The organism is Kosakonia sp., from assembly GCF_032104925.1.
GTDB lineage: Bacteria > Pseudomonadota > Gammaproteobacteria > Enterobacterales > Enterobacteriaceae > Kosakonia.
This window is the reverse complement of record NZ_DAMCGF010000001.1, coordinates 460,402-480,405: the sequence shown is the minus strand read 5'-3', so window position 1 is coordinate 480,405 and position 20,004 is coordinate 460,402. Positions and strand designations below refer to the sequence as shown.

At 55.1% G+C, this 20,004-nt stretch carries 17 protein-coding genes and 1 pseudogene; 13 read left to right on the top strand and 5 right to left on the bottom strand.

Going from position 1 to position 20,004, the window contains the following annotated elements; genetic code table 11:
• The first annotated feature begins 8 nt into the window (after positions 1-8).
• Both RT644_RS02265 and RT644_RS02260 read left to right on the top strand, forming a co-directional pair.
• Positions 9-1,607: an ABC transporter substrate-binding protein gene (locus RT644_RS02265; protein ID WP_016496001.1), complete on the top strand. Its 1,599-nt coding sequence runs from the start codon at positions 9-11 to the stop codon at positions 1,605-1,607.
• 10 nt (positions 1,608-1,617) lie between these two features.
• Positions 1,618-1,851 (top strand): DUF2526 family protein, encoded by a 234-nt coding sequence (locus RT644_RS02260; RefSeq protein ID WP_016496002.1) that lies wholly within the window; start codon positions 1,618-1,620, stop codon positions 1,849-1,851.
• On the opposite strand, the gene RT644_RS02255 is transcribed toward RT644_RS02260, so the two are convergent.
• Complete coding sequence (locus RT644_RS02255; RefSeq protein ID WP_016496003.1) at positions 1,852-2,301, bottom strand: DMT family transporter; 450 nt, start codon at positions 2,299-2,301, stop codon at positions 1,852-1,854.
• Entirely contained in the window at positions 2,298-2,816 is a 519-nt protein-coding gene (locus tag RT644_RS02250) for an N-acetyltransferase family protein (RefSeq protein WP_313625391.1), read from the bottom strand. The genes RT644_RS02255 and RT644_RS02250 overlap by 4 nt, the downstream gene beginning before the upstream one ends.
• Positions 2,817-2,853: 37 nt before the next feature.
• On the opposite strand from RT644_RS02250, the gene RT644_RS02245 reads away from it, so the two are divergent.
• From RT644_RS02245 to RT644_RS02225, 5 genes are all read left to right on the top strand, one after another.
• Complete coding sequence (locus tag RT644_RS02245; RefSeq protein WP_313625389.1) at positions 2,854-3,429, top strand: helix-turn-helix transcriptional regulator; 576 nt, start codon at positions 2,854-2,856, stop codon at positions 3,427-3,429.
• 67 nt (positions 3,430-3,496) lie between these two features.
• A complete protein-coding gene (locus tag RT644_RS02240; protein WP_313625387.1) occupies positions 3,497-4,534 on the top strand; it encodes an NADP-dependent oxidoreductase in 1,038 nt (345 codons plus the stop codon).
• Positions 4,535-4,786: 252 nt separating this feature from the next.
• A complete protein-coding gene (locus RT644_RS02235; RefSeq protein WP_313625385.1) occupies positions 4,787-5,443 on the top strand; it encodes a GntR family transcriptional regulator in 657 nt (218 codons plus the stop codon).
• A gap of 194 nt (positions 5,444-5,637) precedes the next feature.
• Complete coding sequence (locus tag RT644_RS02230) at positions 5,638-7,575, top strand: methyl-accepting chemotaxis protein (RefSeq protein WP_313625383.1); 1,938 nt, start codon at positions 5,638-5,640, stop codon at positions 7,573-7,575.
• Between the two features lie 70 nt (positions 7,576-7,645).
• Positions 7,646-8,512: a GNAT family N-acetyltransferase gene (locus RT644_RS02225; RefSeq protein ID WP_313625381.1), complete on the top strand. Its 867-nt coding sequence runs from the start codon at positions 7,646-7,648 to the stop codon at positions 8,510-8,512.
• A 61-nt stretch (positions 8,513-8,573) separates the two neighbouring features.
• On the opposite strand, the gene pqqU is transcribed toward RT644_RS02225, so the two are convergent.
• Positions 8,574-10,685 (bottom strand): TonB-dependent receptor PqqU, encoded by a 2,112-nt coding sequence (gene pqqU, locus RT644_RS02220; protein ID WP_313625379.1) that lies wholly within the window; start codon positions 10,683-10,685, stop codon positions 8,574-8,576.
• 265 nt (positions 10,686-10,950) lie between these two features.
• On the opposite strand from pqqU, the gene RT644_RS02215 reads away from it, so the two are divergent.
• The 3 genes from RT644_RS02215 to RT644_RS02205 all read left to right on the top strand — a co-directional run bounded on the left by RT644_RS02215 (position 10,951) and on the right by RT644_RS02205 (position 13,534).
• Positions 10,951-12,012, top strand: coding sequence for a YncE family protein (locus RT644_RS02215; RefSeq protein WP_313625377.1), 1,062 nt, complete (start codon positions 10,951-10,953; stop codon positions 12,010-12,012).
• Between the two features lie 58 nt (positions 12,013-12,070).
• Complete coding sequence (locus RT644_RS02210; RefSeq protein WP_313625375.1) at positions 12,071-12,952, top strand: serine aminopeptidase domain-containing protein; 882 nt, start codon at positions 12,071-12,073, stop codon at positions 12,950-12,952.
• A gap of 153 nt (positions 12,953-13,105) precedes the next feature.
• Complete coding sequence (locus tag RT644_RS02205) at positions 13,106-13,534, top strand: hypothetical protein (RefSeq protein ID WP_269231023.1); 429 nt, start codon at positions 13,106-13,108, stop codon at positions 13,532-13,534.
• A 60-nt stretch (positions 13,535-13,594) separates the two neighbouring features.
• Here RT644_RS02205 and ansP read toward each other — a convergent pair whose 3' ends face one another.
• Positions 13,595-15,067 (bottom strand): L-asparagine permease, encoded by a 1,473-nt coding sequence (ansP, locus tag RT644_RS02200; RefSeq protein ID WP_016496014.1) that lies wholly within the window; start codon positions 15,065-15,067, stop codon positions 13,595-13,597.
• Positions 15,064-15,378: a hypothetical protein gene (locus RT644_RS02195; protein WP_313625372.1), complete on the bottom strand. Its 315-nt coding sequence runs from the start codon at positions 15,376-15,378 to the stop codon at positions 15,064-15,066. Before RT644_RS02195 ends, ansP begins: the two co-directional genes overlap by 4 nt.
• Positions 15,379-15,531: 153 nt before the next feature.
• Between RT644_RS02195 and RT644_RS02190 the strand changes: the two genes are divergently transcribed.
• The 3 genes and pseudogenes from RT644_RS02190 (at position 15,532) to RT644_RS02180 (ending at position 19,995) form a co-directional block, all read left to right on the top strand.
• Positions 15,532-16,548, top strand: coding sequence for an LLM class flavin-dependent oxidoreductase (locus tag RT644_RS02190; RefSeq protein ID WP_313625370.1), 1,017 nt, complete (start codon positions 15,532-15,534; stop codon positions 16,546-16,548).
• Positions 16,545-17,666 carry an amidohydrolase gene (locus RT644_RS02185; protein WP_016496016.1) on the top strand — a complete coding sequence of 374 codons (1,122 nt, stop codon included), beginning with the start codon at positions 16,545-16,547 and terminating at the stop codon, positions 17,664-17,666. The genes RT644_RS02190 and RT644_RS02185 overlap by 4 nt, the downstream gene beginning before the upstream one ends.
• A gap of 65 nt (positions 17,667-17,731) precedes the next feature.
• Positions 17,732-19,995: pseudogene (locus RT644_RS02180) on the top strand (NtaA/DmoA family FMN-dependent monooxygenase).
• Positions 19,996-20,004: the final 9 nt, after the last annotated feature.

Here is a 20,004-nt window from a genome sequence, read left to right as displayed (position 1 = left end):
TCCTGATAATGTCCACGGGAAAAACGCTGCTCGCCCTTGCGCTGAGCACACTGTTACCGGCAAGTGCCGCATGGGCGGCGTCCAACGATACAATCATTTACTGCTCCGAAGCGTCACCGGAATCCTTCAACCCGCAAATTGCCAGCTCCGGGCCGACATTTGTTGCCAGCTCGCAGGTGCTTTATAACCGCCTGGTCACCTTTGATCCGGTGAAAAACACACCGGTGCCGTCGCTGGCGACCGACTGGAAAGTCTCTGAAGACGGTAAAACCTGGACCTTTACGCTGCGCCAGGGCGTTAAATTTAATAGCAATAAATATTTCAAACCGACGCGCGACTTTAACGCCGATGACGTCGTCTTCTCTGTGATGCGCCAGATGGATCCGAAACATCCTTATCATAATGTTTCGCAAGGTAATTACGAATACTTCACCGATGTCGGCCTTGATAAGCTGATCAAAGAAGTGAAAAAAATCGATGATAACCATGTTCAGTTTGTACTGAATGAGCCGAATGCCGCGTTTCTTGCCGACTGGGGCATGGATTTCGCCTCGATTCTCTCTGCGGAATACGCGGATGCGATGCTGAAAAAAGGCACGCCGGAAAATGTCGATAACTGGCCAATCGGCACCGGCCCGTACGCCTTGCAGCAGTACAAAACCGACGCGCAAATCCGTTATATCGCCAACCCAAATTACTGGGAAGGTGAAGTGCCTACCAAACATCTGATCTTCTCTATTACGCCGGATGTGCAAACCCGTCTGGCGAAGCTGCAAACCAATGAATGCCAGATTATTCCCGCCCCGGCACCGGTGCAGTTTGATCAGATCAAAAACAACAAAGACTTAACGCTGCATACCATTGATGCGCTGAATGTGGGCTACCTCGCGTTTAACACCGAGAAAAAGCCGTTTGATAATGTGCTGGTGCGCCAGGCGCTGAACTATGCGACCGACAAACAAGCTATCGTCAATGCGGTGTTCCTCGGCTCCGGTACGGTGGCAAAATCACCGCTGCCGCCGAACATGCTCGGGTTTAATAAAGATCTGAAGGATTACAGCTACGATCCTGAAAAAGCCAAAGCACTGCTCAAGCAGGCCGGGCTGGAAAAGGGCTTTGAAGCCACGCTGTGGTCGATGCCGGTGCAGCGTCCGTATAACCCGAATTCGCGGCGCATCGCCGAGATGATTCAGGCAGACTGGGCGAAAGTTGGCGTGAAGGCGAAGATCGTCTCGTACGAGTGGGGTGAATATCTGGCCGGGATGCGCAAAGGGGAACACGATACCGCGCTGTTCGGCTGGATGTCGGATAACGGCGACCCGGACAACTTTGCTGATGTGCTGCTCGGTTGCAACAGCATCAAAACCGGCTCCAACGCCGCCCGCTGGTGCGATAAGGGGTATGATGCCCTGGTGCAGAAAGCCAAAGTCACTGCCGCTCCTGCCGAGCGCGCCAAACTTTACAGCCAGGCGCAGGAGATTTTCTACCAGCAGGCACCGTGGATCGCGCTGGCTAACGGCAAAACGTTTTACGCTACCCGCAGTAATGTCAGCGGTTATACCGTCAGCCTGATGGGCAGCGATTTTTCTAAAGCGAAGCTGAATTAAAGGAGAGGCTATGTCACATCTGGATGAGGTTATCGCACGTGTCGACGCGGCTATCGAACAGGGCGTTATTATCGGGATGAATGCGTTACTGGTTGAACTCAGCGATGATGCGGCACTGAGCCGGGATGAACGCTACACCCAGCAACAGCGCCTGCGTCAGGCAATTGCGCACCATGGTCGGCAGCACAAAGAAGATATGGAAGCGCGACGCGAACAGCTCACCAAAGGTGGCGAGATCCTGTAATTAAAACTGGCGTCTGGCTACCAGCCAGGCGCCAATCACCAGCAGCACTGCGCCGCATACCGGGCCAATCAGCGCTTTCAGCGCCACGCCCTGGCTTCTCACCACATCCATTACCAGACCACCGATAAGCTGGCTTGCCACCAGTACCGCAATGGTGGTTGCCGCACCGACATATTGATAACCGCTGATACTGGCAAAGACAAAAAACGACCCCAGCAGACCGGGAATAAGCGTCCACCATTTAACACTGGCGTACAACTCCTGAAACCCGGCGACACCGTGTTTGATCAGCAAAATAGAGACAAACAGCACAATGCCGACCAACGAATTCAGCAGCATGGCGATAAGGATCGTCGAGGCCGACTGGGTAATGCGCACCATTAACGTGTTTTGCACCACCAGGCCAATACCGGCAGCAATCAAAAAGGTGAGGGTGAGCGACTGATTCATGCAATGGCGTCCGGTTCGGTGCGGTCATCGAGTTGCAGCTGCATAAACGTCAGATCCAGCCAGCGGCCAAACTTCGTGCCGACCTGCGGCATTTGCCCGGTAATCACAAACCCAAGTTTGCGGTGCAAATGAATCGAGCCGTGATTCTGCGCTTCGATACCCGCGACCATCACATGTTTACCGATGCGTTTGGCTTCCTCAATTAAGCGCTCCATCAGCGCAAGGCCGATGCCTTTGCCCTGATGTTCCGGGTGGACATAAACCGAGTGCTCAACCGTGTGGCGAAAACCGTCAAAAGCGCGCCAGTCGCCAAATGAGGCATAGCCGGTGATTGCGCCGTTTTCTTCGCTGACCAGCACCGGATAGCCGAGTGCGGCGCGTGCTTCAAACCAGGCGATACGGTTGTCGACATCGACCGTCTGGTCATTCCAGATGGCTGCGGTATTAACCACTGCATGATTGTAAATGACGGCGATGGCCGCGCAATCTTCTTTCCCGGCGTAACGAATATTCATGGTTGAACCTCAAATTTGTACACTATAGTATTACGTTATGAATACTATCTCAGACAATATAAATCAACGGATCAGTGCGCGAATTCGTGTTGAACGTGAATCACGTAGCTGGTCGCTGAGCGAACTGGCGGAGCGCGCCGGGGTGTCGCGGGCGATGATCCACAAAATTGAACGCGGCGAAAGTAGCCCGACGGCGGCGTTGCTGGCACGGCTTTCCGGCGCGTTTGGCATCAGTATGTCAATGCTGATTGCACGTGCGGAAATGCAGGAAGGTAAACTGCTGCGCCACGCCGATCAGCCCGTCTGGCGCGATCCGCAGAGCCACTATCTGCGCCGTCATGTTTCACCGCGCAGTGATTTACCTATCGACCTGGTGCAAATCGAGCTGCCCGCCAGGAGCGATATTCCGATGCCTGCGTCCGCCTATGCGCTGGCGCGCCAGCTTATCTGGTTACAGGAGGGGGAACTGGTGTTCGTTGAAGGCGACACGCGACATGAGATGCACGCCGGAGATTGTCTGGAGCTCGGCCCGCCAAATGATTGCCGCTTTATCAATGAAAGCCACGCGCCTTGCCGTTATCTGGTGGTACGGCTAAATCCTTCCAGCTCGTAATGTAAACGCGCTCCTGGCCGTCAGGGACTAGTATCAATAGTTAGTCTGACACGTACAGGAGCGAACAATGAAACAAGATCCTCACCGCAACCGCCGCTGGGTACTGGCTTCCCGCCCGCACGGTGCGCCCGTCGCAGAGAATTTCCGCCTTGAAGAAGACGCTATCGCCACGCCAGGCGAAGGGCAGGTGTTGCTGCGCACGGTTTTCCTCTCGTTAGACCCCTATATGCGCGGGCGGATGAGCGATGCGCCGTCGTATTCGCCGCCGGTGAAAATTGGTGAAGTGATGTGCGGCGGCACCGTTAGCCGCGTGGTGAAATCGCAACACCCGGATTTCGCAGAAGGTGACTGGGTGCTGGGCTACAGCGGCTGGCAGGATTACGACATTTCGGGCGGCGAAGGCCTGGTCAAACTGGGAGACAACCCGCCGCACCCGTCTTGGTCGCTCGGCATTCTTGGTATGCCAGGGTTTACCGCCTATATGGGATTGCTGGATATCGGCCAGCCGAAATCCGGTGAAACGTTAGTTGTTGCCGCCGCAACCGGTCCGGTAGGCGCCACGGTGGGGCAAATCGGTAAAATCAAAGGGTGCCGCGTGGTCGGCGTGGCCGGTGGCAGCGAGAAATGCCGGCATGCGGTTGACGTGCTGGGGTTCGATCACTGCATTGATCATCACGCAGAGGATTTTGCCGAACAGCTGGCTGCGGCCTGTCCGCACGGGATCGATATCTATTTCGAAAATGTCGGCGGAAAAGTATTTGATGCGGTGCTGCCGTTATTAAATACCTCCGCGCGAATTCCGCTTTGTGGGTTAGTCAGCGGCTATAACGCCACCGATCTTCCGGCCGGTCCGGATCGTATTCCGTTATTAATGGCAACCCTGCTGAAAAAACGAATCCGTTTGCAGGGTTTTATTATTGGCCAGGATTACGGGCACCGTATTCATGAATTTCAGCAAGAAATGGAACAATGGATACGACAGGAAATAATTCAGTACCGTGAGCAATTGATCGAAGGGCTGGAAAATGCGCCAGACGCTTTTATCGGCCTGCTGGAAGGGAAAAATTTCGGTAAAGTCGTAGTGCAAATCGGGCCTCTCAGCTAAAAGAATGATGGCGGTGAAAAACCGCCATCAGAAATCGTGCAAATTTTTGAGAAACGTCTTTAATTAGATAAGCATAAGGAACTGATGACCTTGTGAAGGCGGTTCCTGGTAGTTGTGCATAATAAATACAAATTGCTTTAACTTTTACGCGACCATCCAAGACCAGGCATGTGTATATAATATATTCATTGACACAAATTACGGACACGCTACCAGGCTGAGAATAAATAAGAAATTATACGGGATACAAACATGCTTGATTTGGAAAAAGCGCAGCGGACCAGTCTCACCATGCAAGTTGAGGCGAGTCTTAAAAGTGCGCTTATTATTGGTGCGCTTAAACCGGGCGCGCGGCTCATCACAAAGGAAATAGCAGATCAATTAGGCACCAGTATTACACCGGTGCGGGAAGCGTTACTGCGGTTGGCCTCCGCAGGTGCGCTGCATGCCACGCCGGCGCAGGCTTTTCTGGTTCCGGAAGTCAGCCTTGATCGCTATAACGAAATTAACCAGATTCGTAAAAATCTTGAGGGCATGGCCGCACGCGCTGCCAGCCAGCATATGACGAAGGAGAAAATTCGTGAGTTGCGTATCCTGGCGGCGAATTTTCATGAAGCAATGAAAAGCGGTAACACGGAGCAGGGACTACAGGCTAACCGCGTGTTTCGCTTTAGTGTTTACAACCATGCCGGGATGCCGACGCTAACCGCATTGATTGAGCAGTTATGGGTTCGTATTGGGCCTTGTTACAATTATCTTTATCCAAATTCTGAGGATTTAACGCGCGTCGAAAATTACAGTGATTTGTTGACCGCGTTAGAAGAGGGAGACGCTTTCGCTAGCGAACGCGCGTTATGGCGTGCGATTGATGAGGGCGCAAACATCGTTCACAAACAATTCTATCGATAAGTTATAATTCAACAACATAATCCTTTCTCTCTATATTGATGCTCCCCGGCAAAAATTTGCGAATGGGGCGCATCAATATCACGTTTTTCACTGATAAGACCAGCTCATGCCTGAACTCCCTGGTTTCATTGCCGATAACAATGTGTGCGTGCAGTTGTTGGGCGCTAACATTGGGGTTTAGCAAGGAGTCCGGAATGTCATTTAGCCAGCGGTTAAGCAACATAAAAATTAGTAGGAAGCTGTCAGTCGGTTTTGGATTAGTTCTCTTTCTGGTTGCTATTGCCACCGTCCTGAGCGTATTGCGTTTCAAAGAAATACGCGACGTCTACGAAAAAACCAATCTTATGTACAACATCAACATTGAAGTATTTCAGGCCAAAATTAACCGTCTGAAATACTTCTATGGCGATGATAAATCAGGGCAGGTGATGGCCAACTATGTGCGTCACGCTTCCGAGCTGACTGCCAGCGCCGACGATATGTCCTGGTCTGCAAACGAAAAACAAATTATTAACGATGTTGCCCGCCACCTGGAACAGTTCCAGAGCGCGATTGGCGAGATGCAAAAAGCCACCGGTGACATCAAAACCGTGCGCGATTCGCTCGATAAACTGGCCGCACAAGATCTCTCGGCGCGCTATACCATGCTGGTGCGCACACCGGTGGCCGACCCGGCGCTGATGGCGCAAATTTACGAACAGTTATTTGCGATCAGCACGGTGCGCGACGCCGCACTGGTGGTGCGTTACAGCCCGGGTAAAGAGTCGAAAGAGGCGCTGGATGCCCGTTTTGGCGCAACGCAAAAGAGCGTTCAGGCACTGGCAAGCCAGTTACCGGGTGAGCTGCAATCACCGTTGCAATCCCTGTGGGATGACACGGTGAAATACCGCGATTTAAGTCTCAACTATCTCAGCGCTTTCCAGGCATTAAAAGCCGCGGAAGATAAAGTGAAAGTGGGTGGGGACGAGAGCAGCGCCTCGCTCAAACAGATCATTACGCTGGTGAAAGCGCACAACGATGAACTGGCGTACACCTCGAGCACCATTGCGTCGATTATCGGTGTGATCGCTATCCTGCTCGGTGTGATTGTCTCCTGGTGGGTTATCCGCCAGATTACGCGTCCTATCGATCGCAACCTGGCGCTGGCAGAACGTATCGCCAGTGGCGATCTCAGCTCACAAATTCGTGCGCAGAGCACCGATGAGCTGGGGCAATTAACCGGTGCGATGGGCCGGATGAACGACACGCTGCGCGATATGATTTTTGAAGTGCGCAACAGCGTGAGCCAGGTTTCGCGTGCAGCGACGGAGATTGCCGAAGGCAATACCGATCTCTCTTCCCGCACCGAGCAGCAGGCAGCGGCGGTGGTTGAAACCGCGGCCAGTATGGAAGAGTTGACCGCCACGGTGAAAAACAACGCCGATAACGCGCGCAATGCCAGCAGCCTGGCCGCTCAGGCGTCGAAAACCGCCAGCGAAGGCGGCACGGTGATGCGCGAAGTGGTGAACACCATGGGCGATATTCATAACAGTTCGAACAAAATTGCCGATATTACTGCTGTGATTAACAGCATCGCCTTCCAGACTAACATTCTGGCACTGAACGCCGCGGTGGAAGCGGCACGCGCCGGTGAACAGGGCCGTGGCTTTGCGGTAGTCGCCAGCGAAGTGCGCAGCCTGTCGCAACGCAGCTCGCAGGCGGCAAAAGATATTGAACAGCTGATTAGCGAATCTGTATCACGCATTAATGTCGGTAGCGAACTGGTGGCGAAAGCCGGTGAAACCATGGATCAGGTGGTGCAGTCTGTCACTCGTGTTAACGATATCATGGGCGAAATCTCTTCCGCTTCCGAAGAGCAGAGCCGCGGTATTGAACAAATCGCGCGCGCGGTGGGTGAGCTGGATAGCACCACGCAGCAGAACGCCTCGCTGGTGAGCGAATCCTCATCGGCGGCGGGTTCGCTGGAAGAGCAGGCACGTTTGCTGGAAGAATTGGTCGCTACGTTCCGTCTCGATCAGAATGGCGCAAAACCGGTCGCCAAAACAGGTAAACCGACCGCCAGGCCCGCTGTGAAGCAGAACGTCGAACCGCGTGAAACCGCCACGAGCGATGAGGGCTGGACTACGTTTTAACTTTTGATACGCGCATCAGTAGCAGCCCGGAAGCGCGATGCAACCGGGCTTTTTTATGGGAAACGGCGGTATGAAATACCCTCTGGTAAAACAACTAAAACAGCACGATACGTTGCGCCAAAGCTTTATTGATTTAGCCGTAGATACCTTCGATTTATCCTTCGAGGCATGGTATCAGGCGGGATTCTGGACGGAAAACTACATTCCCTACGCGCTGGTTGATGACAACCAGGTTATCGCCAATGCCTCGGTTAACGTTATCGATACACGCTGGATGGGCGCCGAAAAACGCTATATCCAGATAGGCACGGTAATGACCGATAAGCGCTATCGCAATAACGGACTCGCCCGTTACCTGCTGACGGAAATCATCCAGGACTGGCAACACCGGGCCGATGCAATCTATTTGTATGCAAACGCCACCGTGCGGAATTTTTATCCGAAGTTTGGCTTTGAGAAAGCGCGGGAATATCAATACACCCTGCGCGCCACGCCGGTGGCGAGTGACTTTCGCCGGCTGGATATGGACGACGCCGCCGACAGGCAGCAGTTGCTGCGCTATTACGCGAAATCTAACCCCTTTTCGGCGCTGCCGATGAATAACAACGTAGGGTTGTTGATGTTTTACTGTGCGTCGTATTTAAAAGCGTGCGTCTACTTTTCAGAAAAATATCAGGCTATCGCCATTGCCACGCAAAACAGAGGCACGCTGCTGTGCTTCGATATTTTTGCCGAACCGGGCACGACATTAACGCAAATCGTTAATGCATTAGCCAATCAACAAACCCAGCGTGTGGTGTTAGGTTTTACGCCCAACGAATCCCGCGAATGCGAATGCACGTTAATCGACGATGAGGACACGCTGTTTCTGTTCAGCGGCAAAGAGAATGTGTTTCGCGACCATCAGGTGATGTTCCCCCTGTTGTCACATGCCTAGTTGTCACACGCCTGAGCGTTATCGCTATTAAAAAAAGCCCCTGCTAACAGGGGCTTTTTTATTATTCAAACTGATACGCGACCGATAAGCCGACGCCGTAATTACGCCCCGGGGCCGGTTCGTAATAACGGTCATTGCCTTCGTTAACGATAACGGAACCGACGTATTTGCGATCAAACAGGTTATCGACCCGGCCAAACACGTCCATCATCCAGTTGCCATAGCTGAATTTATAGCCGGTATTCAACCCGGTGACGGTATAAGAAGGTGCTTTGGCGCTGTTTTCGTCATTGGCCATCAGATCGCTCATATAGCGCACATCTGCGCCCGCGTACCAGCCCTGATCCGGGATCCAGCCCAGCGAGGCAAAGCCCATATTGCGCGCGATACCCGGAATACGGTTGCCATTACATGCACCATCGCATACGTCACTGCGATATGTTGCATCAAGATAGGTCCACGCCAGTTTTGCCCGCCAGTTCCCGGCGAATTGCTGATCGAGGGATAATTCCGCGCCCTGACGACGGGTTTTCCCGGCGTTTTTATAGGTGGTGCGCCCGCCAGTGCTGGTATCGGTCACGATCTCATTATCCGTATCCGTACGGAACAGCGCGGCGGTCAGCAGGCCATTGCCGATGCGCGTTTTGCTGCCGATCTCCACGGTGTCGTTCGTTGACGGTTTCAGCGCGAAATTGAGACCAGTTTTGCCATCCGCGCGGTAGGAGAGTTCATTAATCGTGGGCGTTTCAAAACCGCGACCGGCAGCGGCATACACATTCCAGCCCTCGGTCATGGCATATTTCAGCGACGCGGCAGGCAGCCATTTGTGATAACTGGCTTCGCCGCTGTCATCACCATTTCGCGCTGTAATGTAATGATCGTTGGAATCAAACCAGACGGAGCTGTAACGCACGCCCGCATCCAGCGACAGCTTATCGGTGAGTTGCCAGGCGGTTTGCAGATACGGATCGACGTTCCACATCAGATTGCGTTCGTTACGGCGCAGACTGCCTTTTTCGCCATACACCGGCGTGGTGCCATCCATCACAAAGTTTTCGTAACCTTTGCGCTCCTCGCTCATGTTTTCGTAGTTCAGACCGCCGGTAAAGGTCACCGGTACACCCAGCTCACCACGGTGCGTCCAGCGGGTATCAATACCCTGATAATGGCGCGTTAAATCAATCACGCCGCCCGCGTGGGTGGGGTTGAGCTGCGGGCCGCGCGGAATCGATTGATATTGCGTGGTTTCACGCTCACCGGCGTACATCATCACGCTTAAATCATCCTGGCTGCTCATCTGGCGCTCATAGCGCAGGCCCGCCTGGGTTTGCTTAATGGTTTTGCGCGTATCGTATTGCTGCGCCCGCGGTGACTGGCGCGGGTTATCTTTCCACTCGGACTCGGTTAACCCGCCTGCATCGTTGGCTTTAATGTCAACGCTGTTAAAAATCAGGCTCAGTTTGCTGACGTCATCAATGCGCACGCCCAGTTTCGCGTTGGCGAGATTTTTCCGCGCGCCGCTGCGATCGCGATACCCCTGGGTGACAAAACGGGTGCTGGACACGGTGTAATCGACATCGCCCGCGTGCGTCCCGTCACCCATTGCGCCGGTGGCTTTCAGCCCGTAGCGCCAGCTACCAAAGCTGCCGTAATAGCTGCTGGCTTCAATGGTTGCCGGTTCACGCCCGGTCTGCGTGGTGACATTCATTACCCCGCCAGATGCGTTGCCATACAGCGCCGAGAACGGGCCGCGCAGCACATCAATGCTCTCCACACTGTTTAAATCGATATTCGAAGTTTGCCCCTGGCCATCCGGCATGGTCGCGGGAATGCCATCCACATACAGGCGAATGCCGCGCACGCCGTAAGTAGAACGCGAACCAAAGCCGCGAATCGACAGTTGCAGATCCTGGGCGTAATTTTGCCGGTTTTGCACTTGTAAACCGGGAACGCTGTTCAGCGATTCTGAGAGATTGACGCGCGGCGCAGCCTGGCGGATGTCGTCGCCTTGCACGACGCTCACGGCGGCGGGGCTGTCCAGTTCGGAAACAGTCTGCGGTGTGGCGCTGACAATCATCGTTTGTTCGTTGTCGGCCGCATAAGCGGAAGAAGAGAGCGCAGCCGGTAGCAATAACACCGGCAGGGTGGCCTTTGTGGCGGAAATGATATTCATGACGGAACCAAGTTAAAAGACGAACCAAAAAAAGGAAATACGCCAATATGTTAAAGCGTATGTAAATTATTTGAAAACTTTAAACGCACATTATGTTAACGATGAGTGTAACGGAGGAAACGGGATCCTGCGTCGCGACGATTAACACTCCACTTTTTTGTCATTAATGATTACTATTCTCAACTACAACAATAAGCGAAACCGCCGTTTCGTGCACTGGACGCATGTGAAAACGTAACCATTAAGTTGAACAAAGGGAGTCGTCATGTCTTTACGCCAATTATGCTCACCGCGCTTGCGCCGTACGTTGCTTCTGGGATCGTTACTGCTGGCGGGTTCATTTAACACCCACGCCGCAGAGGAGATGCTGCGCAAAGCCGTCGGCAAAGGTGCCTATGAAATGGCCATCAGCCAGCAGGAAAACGCGCTGTGGCTGGCCACTGCGCAAAGCCGCAAAACGGATAAAGGCGGGGTGATTTACCGTCTTGATCCGGCCTCACTTGCCATCACGCAAGCTATTCACAGCGATGTAAAACCCTTCGGCGCAACGCTTAATCACCGCACGCAGACGCTGTGGTTCGGCAACACCACGGACGGTTGCGTAACGGCGGTAGACGCTAAAACCGGCGTCATTAAAGGCCGCGTGGTGCTGGATGCGCGTAAACGTTCGGAAACGGTGCGCCCGCTCAGTCCGCGCGAGCTGGCGGTGGATGAAGAGACCAATACCGTTTACATCACCGGCGTCGGGAAAGAGAGTGCGATATGGGTGGTGGATGGTGCTGCGCTGAAGCTGAAAACGACCATTACCAGTACGGGGACATACAGCACCGGCCTTGCCATCGATACTGTGGCAAAACGTCTCTACACCACCAATGCTGACGGCGAGCTAATTACCATTGATACCCGCGACAATCGCATCCTGGAACGCAAAAAATTGCAGGATGACGGCAAAGAGCACTTCTATCTCAACCTGAGCCTCGATACCGCCGGTCATCGCGCGTTTATCACCGACTCAAAAGCGCCGGAAGTGCTGGTTGTCGATACCCGTAACGGCAAGGTAGTGGAGAAAATCGCGGTACCAGAATCACTGGCGGTGCTGTTTAATCCGGCGCGCAATGAAGTCTACGTGACGCACCGCGAGGCGGGGAAAGTGAGCGTTATCGACGCCAAAACCTATAGCGTAGTGAAAACCTTCTCCACGCCAACCCATCCGAACAGCCTTGCGCTTTCAGCGGACGGCAACACGCTGTACGTCAGTGTGAAACAGGCTTCAACGCGCGAAAAAGAGGCCACGCAGCCAGATGATGTGATACGTATTGCGCTGTAATCGTTTGATACCTTAAGCTCCCTGCGGGGAGCTTTTTCTTTTACAGCAAGGAAATACGATGCGCAGTACATTGCTTGCCACGGTCGTGACCGCTCTTTTGCTGGCGCTTTTTCTCTTTTTCCGCCTGAGCGAATTTGACGTCCCCGATGCGGGCGGGCAGCAAACCCTGCGCATCACCCACGGTAGCGATTCACTGACAGGAACATTGATCCTGCCCGCAGGTGTCTCGTCGCCGCCGGTGGCGCTGCTGGTTCATGGCGATGGCGCGCAGGATCGCTGGTCTGATGGTGGCTATCTGCCGCTGGTGAACCATCTTGTCTCGCAGGGGATTGCGGTCTTTTCGTGGGATAAACCCGGTGTTGGTGAGAGCACAGGAAACTGGCTGGCGCAAACCATGGACGATCGCGCACAGGAAGCCGCTTTTGTACTGCAACAGTTGCGACAGCAACCGGCGCTGGCGCACAGCCGGTTAGGTTTTGTTGGCTTTTCTCAGGCGGGCTGGGTGGTGCCGCAGGCCAGCCAGTTGGCGCAGGCCGATTTTGCCGTTCTGGTGGGTCCGGCAATAAACTGGCGTAACCAGGGGGCATATTATTTGCGCCAGCGTTTGCAGCTTGCCGGTCAACCTGCGAATGAAATTGCCCGGGCGGTGGCGAACGATACCGCCGCGTTTGATGCGCACTATACGCAAGAAATCACGTCCCGCCCGTGCGCCGCAATCTGTACGCGCGACGATTTTGAACGCCGTAACGCGCTTGCTGATGCGCGTGTTGCCATTGGCAGCATGCAAACGCCGGTCATGGTGTTGATGGGGCAAGACGATCGCAATGTTGATTCAAAGGAAACGCTGGCTGTCTGGCGGGCGCGGTTACCGGTGAAAACGCCACATTGCCTGCGCCTGATCCCGGCGGCCACGCACGGGCTGCTCAACAGCCGCTGGTAGGATTATCAATTAGCGTCCCAGTGGCCAGCGTGGAAACAAGGGGTATTTCTGTTATCAGGGCGCAAGGCGTATGCAGCCGGCGCGCTCGACATGATTTCAGGCTGGATACGCAATGGCGCGTGTCCCGATTAACAACATTCCCAAGGGGATAAGATGGCTATCGATAGAATGGACTGGCACTACGGCGGGCAATATCCGGACGAGCTGCCGATGGAGAACGCCGGTACCCATATCGGCTTTTACCTGACGTGGATTATCGACAACCAGCTCGAAGGGGAGTTTCACCGGGAAGAGTCTGCTGATGAGCTGGCCGCGGTGCGCAATCGCGCGATCACGGGTCGCGATTTTCTCATCAATATGTGTGATGAAAAATTCTGGAAAGAGGATTTAAACGCAGAGGGTCAGGCTTTCACTGATTATTACTACACCACTGAGACGGCAGGGTATTTTGACGATTACGAGCGCGTGCTGGCGACAGGGCTGCCAACGATCTACCACGTGGATAATACCCAGGAAAACTATGCGTTGATTGCACCGCAGATTACTGCCGCCTGGCAACGTTTTAAACAAGCGCAGGCGTAACTTTCGCGCCAACAAAAAAGCCGCAACGTTTCCGCTGCGGCTTTTTGCTTTTATGACGTGTTACGAACGTGTCTTCTGTGCAGAATCCGGGTGAACCGGCGCGGTGCTATGGATCTCATTAACGCGCTTACGCACGCCAAACCAGCCCGCAACCAACAACACCGCGATCAGCGGAATAGAACCGATGGTGTACGTGCCGTTCGGATAATCGAACGCCATCAGCACCAGCACGCTAAGCAGAAACAGCAGCGTCAGCCAGGAGGTCACCGGAGCGCCAGGCATTTTAAAGCTGACATCCGCCGCTTTGCCTTCGTGGATAGCTTTGCGCAGACGCATCTGGCACACCACGATAAAGCCCCAGGAAGCAATAATCCCCAGCGAGGCAACGTTAAGCACGATTTCAAACACCTGCGATGGCACCAGGTAGTTCAGGAACACGCCAACAATATAGACGCAAATGGTCGCCAGAATGCCCGCGTAAGGTACGTGGTGGCGGCTCATTTTCGACATAAATTTCGGTGCGGAACCGCCCATCGACATCGAGCGCAGAATACGCCCTGTGCTGTAAAGCCCGGAGTTGAGGCTGGAGAGCGCGGCGGTCAGCACCACCATATTCATAATGTCGCCGATATACGGCACGCCCAGTTTGGAGAAGAAGGTCACAAACGGGCTTTGCCCCGCCTGGTAAGCATTCCACGGCAGCAACAGAACCAGCAGCACCACGGAGCCGACATAGAACAGACCGATACGCCAGATAACGCTGTTAATGGCTTTCGGCACCATGGTCTGCGGATCTTTACATTCGCCCGCCGCCGTACCAACCAGTTCAATAGAGGCGAATGCGAACACCACGCCCTGCACCAGCACCAGTGCCGGTAACAGACCGTGCGGGAAGAAACCGCCGTTATCGGTGATCAAATGGAAGCCGGTCGCGCCGCCATCGAGCGGTTTACCACTGCCGAGGAAAATCGTCCCGACAACCAGGAACACCACAATCGCCAGCACTTTGACCAGCGCAAACCAGAACTCCATCTCTGCGAACCACTTTACGCCGATCATGTTCATGGTGCCGACAATCGCCAGCGCACCAAGAGCGAACACCCATTGCGGCACATCGCCAAACGCGCCCCAGTAATGCATATAAAGCGCAACGGCGGTGATATCCACGATGCCGGTCATCGCCCAGTTGATGAAATACATCCAGCCGGCGACATACGCGGCTTTTTCGCCAAGGAACTCACGCGCATAAGAGACGAAACTGCCGCTGGAAGGGCGGTGTAATACCAGTTCGCCCAGCGCGCGCAGAATGAAGAAGGAGAAAATACCACACACCAGATAAACGATAGCCAGCGACGGCCCCGCCATCTGCAGTCGGGCACCTGCGCCCAGAAATAAACCCGTACCGATTGCGCCGCCGATAGCAATCATTTGCACCTGGCGGTTACCCATCGCGCGGTTGTAGCCCTCTTCGTGAGAATTGAGCCAGCGTCGTTTCGCGGCGTGATGATCCGTGACGTTGTTGTCTGTTTTCATTGCGTTACCTGTTTACCTGTCTGAACCTTGCGGAATTCCTCAACCCGGCAGGCAGAAAACCAATCGATTGCCTGGCGCGGGAAAATGTTCTGTCTTTCCAGTGTTTCTTCGTATGGATAAGACCAAACATGGCGCAGCATCGTAACCGCAATCGATATACGACGCAAAACATACCAGTGCCATCGCAGCCGACTATTAGCGGAAATTGTGAGGTTGGCAGGGACAAGCAGTGCAAATGATTCAACATGCTGAAAAATGCAACAGAAAAAACCACCATCAGTAATACGAATATGTAACAAATTTGCAAACATATTGCCGGATTGTCTTTCGCACAGAAAGTAAGTGCAGCGCCGGGGAACAACGTCTTTGCAAATTTTTTGCTTATTTAATGTAAATTAATTGTTTCACAGCATGCGCGCGTCGCCCTATTAATGGGGTTATCTTCTCTAACGCGAGTCTATTGCATGTCTTATCGCCTGAGTTTGCTGGATAAAAGCCCCATCGCGGAGCACGAAACCGCACAGGACGCCCTGGCCCGCACGCTGCAACTGGCGCAGCAGGCGGAAAACTGGGGCTATCACCGCTTCTGGATTGCCGAACATCACAACACCACCCAGCTGGCCAGCCCGTCGCCGGAGCTGGTTATCGCCTGGATACTGGGTCAAACGCGGCGAATTCGCGTCGGTTCCGGCGGGGTGATGCTGCAACATTACAGCCCGTTCAAAGTCGCAGAAAACTTCAACCTGCTGGCAACCCTTGCGCCGGGCCGCGTTGATCTTGGCGTTGGCAAAGCCCCCGGAGGCTTGCCGCTCTCCACCCGCGCACTGCAGCAAGGAATAAACAGCGCCGAAAAGGGTAGTTTTGCCGATCAACTCGCGCAGCTGGATAACTGGTTATCCCTGGCAAAAGATGACCACGCGGAAGAAACCGTGCTGGCAACGCCGTTACCCCCGCAACGTGCAGACAGTTTTCTGCTCGGCGCAAGCCTCGAAAGCGCGGTGCTTGCGGCAAAACTGGGCTGGAATTTCGTTTTTGCCGCCCATCTCAACGGGGACAAAGCCCTTTTGCGTGACGTTGTCACGCAGTGGCAGCAGCAGAGCCAGCGCGACACCCTGGTTGCCGTGCAGGTGATCGTCGCGGAAACCGAAGCCCAGGCGAATGCGCTGGCGCAACAGGTTGAAGTCTGGGGCGTTGAGCTGGCAAACGGCCAGCGGGTGAGCGTCGCCAGCGAGGCGCAAGGTCAGGCGTTTGCCCGCCAGGCAGGCAACCCGGCAGTGCGTATCGCAAAACGCGAACCGTCATTGATCGCCGGCACGCCACAACAGGTTCTGGCGGGGCTGGATCACCTGCATCAGCAGTTCGCCATTGATGAATTTATTATCGATACGCCGATCAGCGAAGGCAGCGCGCGGCTGACCTCTGTATTGCGGCTGGCGCAGGCCCACGCCAACACCAAAGCAACGCAGGAGGTGGCAGGATGAGCTTTGCGGAACAACTGATCGACTGGCGACGCGAGTTACACCAGCACCCGGAGTTGTCGTTGCAGGAGTTTGAAACCACCCGGCGCATTCGCCACTGGCTGGAGAGCGCCGGGCTGAGATTGCTGCCGTTAAGCCTGCCGACAGGCGTGGTTGCGGAAGTGGGCAGCGGTGAAAAAGTGATCGCCCTGCGCGCCGATATCGATGCCTTACCGATAGAAGAAGCGGTCGACGTGCCGTTTGCCTCGCGCAACCCTGGCGTGATGCACGCCTGCGGGCATGATATTCACTCCAGCGTCATGCTCGGCGCGGCGCTGCTGCTGAAACAGAAAGAGCCGCAACTGCCGGGCAGAGTACGCATTCTGTTCCAGCCCGCGGAAGAAAATTTTGGCGGCGCGAAACGGCTGATCGACGCCGGCGCACTGGACAACGTTAGCGCCATCTTTGGCATGCATAACGAACCTGGCTTACCGGTCGGATCGTTTGCCACGCGCGGCGGCGCGTTTTACGCCAATGTGGATCGCTTTTCGCTGACCGTCACCGGCAAAGGCGCGCACGCCGCACGCCCGCACGAAGGTAACGACGCCATTTTGCTCGCCAGCCAGCTGGTGGTCGCGCTGCAAAGCATTGCCAGCCGTAACGTCAATACGCTGGAGTCGGTGGTGTTGAGCGTCACCCGCATTCAGGGGGGCAATACGTGGAATGTGCTGCCGGAACATGTCGAGCTGGAAGGCACGTTGCGCACTCACCAGGCGGCGGTGCGCGACACGGTAAAACGCCGCGTCGACGATATTGCCGCCGGTCTGGCGCAGGCGTTTGACGCCAATATCACGGTGCGCTGGTTTGCAGGACCTGCCGCGCTGGTCAATCACGATCGCTGGGCCACGTTCGCCCGCGATGTCGCCGACTGGCACGGTTACCAGACGCAGGAGGCGGATCTGCACATGGGGGGCGAGGATTTCGCCGTCTATTTGCAGCATATTCCCGGCGCGTTTGTCAGCATCGGCAGCGACAGCGATTACGGCCTGCACCACCCGGCGTTTAACCCCGATGAAGCGTTAATCGAAGAGGCGGCGCGTTATTTCGCGCTGCTGGCAGAAAAAGCACTGCTGCAATCCTGATGTGAAATTTGTCTGCCTGGGGCGCACGCTCCGGGCCACCTGTTGCCTGAATATGAGGATCGTTTATGTCTACAGCACGACAACTGCGGCTTGGCACCATATTACATGGCGCGTCGGGAAATATGTCCGCGTGGCGACATCCGGCGGCGCTCGCCGATGCCAGCATTAATTTTGGCTTCGTGCAGGAAACCGCGCGTATTGCCGAACAGGGGAAACTGGACTTTCTCTTTGTCGCCGACGGCTTATATATCAACGAAAAATCGATCCCGCATTTTTTAAATCGTTTTGAACCCATTACAGTTTTATCCGCGCTCGCCAGCGTGACCTCGCACCTCGGTCTGGTGGGCACACTTTCCACCTCCTACAGCGAGCCATTTACCGTCGCACGCCAGTTCGCAAGCCTTGATCATCTGAGCAACGGGCGCGCGGGCTGGAACGTGGTGACTTCGCCGCTGGAAGGCTCGGCGAAAAACTTCTCCCGCGCGCAGCACCCGGATCACGCCTTACGTTACCGCATTGCCGATGAATATCTCGATGTGGTGAAAGGGTTATGGAACTCCTGGGAAGAGGACGCGTTTGTGCGCAATAAAGCGACCGGACAATTCTTTGACGCCACTAAATTACACCCGCTGAATCACCACGGTGATTTTTTCCAGGTTGCCGGGCCGCTTAATATTGGCCGCACACCGCAGGGGCGACCGATTATTTTCCAGGCCGGTGCGTCAGACGATGGAAAACAACTGGCCGCCCGTCACGCCGACGCCATTTTTACGCATCAGGAGACGCTTGATGAAGCTAAAGCGTTTTATCGCGATGTGAAAAATCAGCTGGAAAAATATGGCCGCCGCCATGATGACCTGCATATTTTCCAGGGCGTCAGCGTGATTGTCGGCGACAGCGAAGAAGATGCTGAACAGCAGTACCAGACCACCGCCGCGCTGGTCTCCATTACGGATGCGCTTAACTACCTCGGGCGCTATTTCGAACACCATGACTTCAGCCAGTACACGCTCGACGAGCCGTTCCCGGATATCGGCGATTTGGGGCAAAACAGTTTTCGCAGCACCACCGATGAGATCAAGCGTAATGCGCGCGAGCGTCAGTTAACGCTGCGCCAGGTGGCGCTGGAGAGCGCCTCGCCGCGCCCACGCTTTTCCGGCACGGCGCAGCAAGTGGCCGATGGCCTGCAACAGTGGTTCGAAAGCTACGCCGCCGACGGCTTTATCATCCAGGGCGGTACGCCGGATACGTTCCCGCGCTTTGTCGAAAAAGTGGTGCCGCTGCTGCAGGCTCGCGGCCTGTTCCGCACGGAATACCCCGGCACGACGCTGCGCGAGAGTTTAGGTTTACCGCTGCCTGTTCATCCGTCCTCACAACAATAAAAGAAGAAAACGCTATGCAGAAAACATCGCTATTGCTGGCGGCAACGCTGGCCCTGACACCACTGGCCTGGGCCGAAGATGTCAATATCAACGGGACGGGCGTGAGCCTGGAAGCCAACAAGACGCCGATCACCACCGCGAAAAACGCGCAAGCCATTGCGCAGTTGCCGAAGGATTACCACTTTGTCGTGCCGGGAAAACTGACCGTCGCCGTGGCTGCGCTCAACTCGCCGCCGCTGACGGTCTTTGCGGATGACAATAAAACCCTGCTCGGCAGCGAAGTGGACATTGCCCGCCTGGTGGCCAGCAGCTTAGGTCTGGAGCTGAACGTGGTGCCGACATCGTGGGAGGACTGGCCGCTCGGCGTCACCTCCGGCAAATATGATGCGGCGATCAGCAATATTACCGTCACCAAAGAGCGCAAAGCGAAGTTCGACTTCGCCACTTACCGCAAGGATTCCCTCGGTTTTTACGTCAAATCCACCAGTCCGCTGACATCGATTGAGAAAGCGGAAGACATTGCCGGGCTGCGCATTATTGTCGGCTCCGGCACGAACCAGGAGGCGATCCTGCTGGCGTGGAACGCCGAAAACGTGAAAAAGGGGCTGAAACCCTTTACGCCGGTCTACACCAAAGATGACGCCGCCCAAACGCTGGCGCTGCAATCTGGTCGCGCCGACGCTTACTTTGGCCCGAACGTCATCGGCGCATGGAAAGCGGCGCTGACCGGCAAAACCAAACTGGTTGGCAGCGTGGACGGCGGCTGGCCGAAAGCGGCGCATATCGCGGTCACCCTGCGTAAAGGCAGCGGGCTGGTTGAACCGGTGCAAACGGCGCTCAATGGCGCGATCAAAACCGGCGACTACGACAAGGTGCTCAATCGCTGGGGCGAGGGCGTCGAGCGTATTCCGGCGTCGGAGGTGAATCCGGCGGGGCTTGGCGATTAAGGAGGCAGT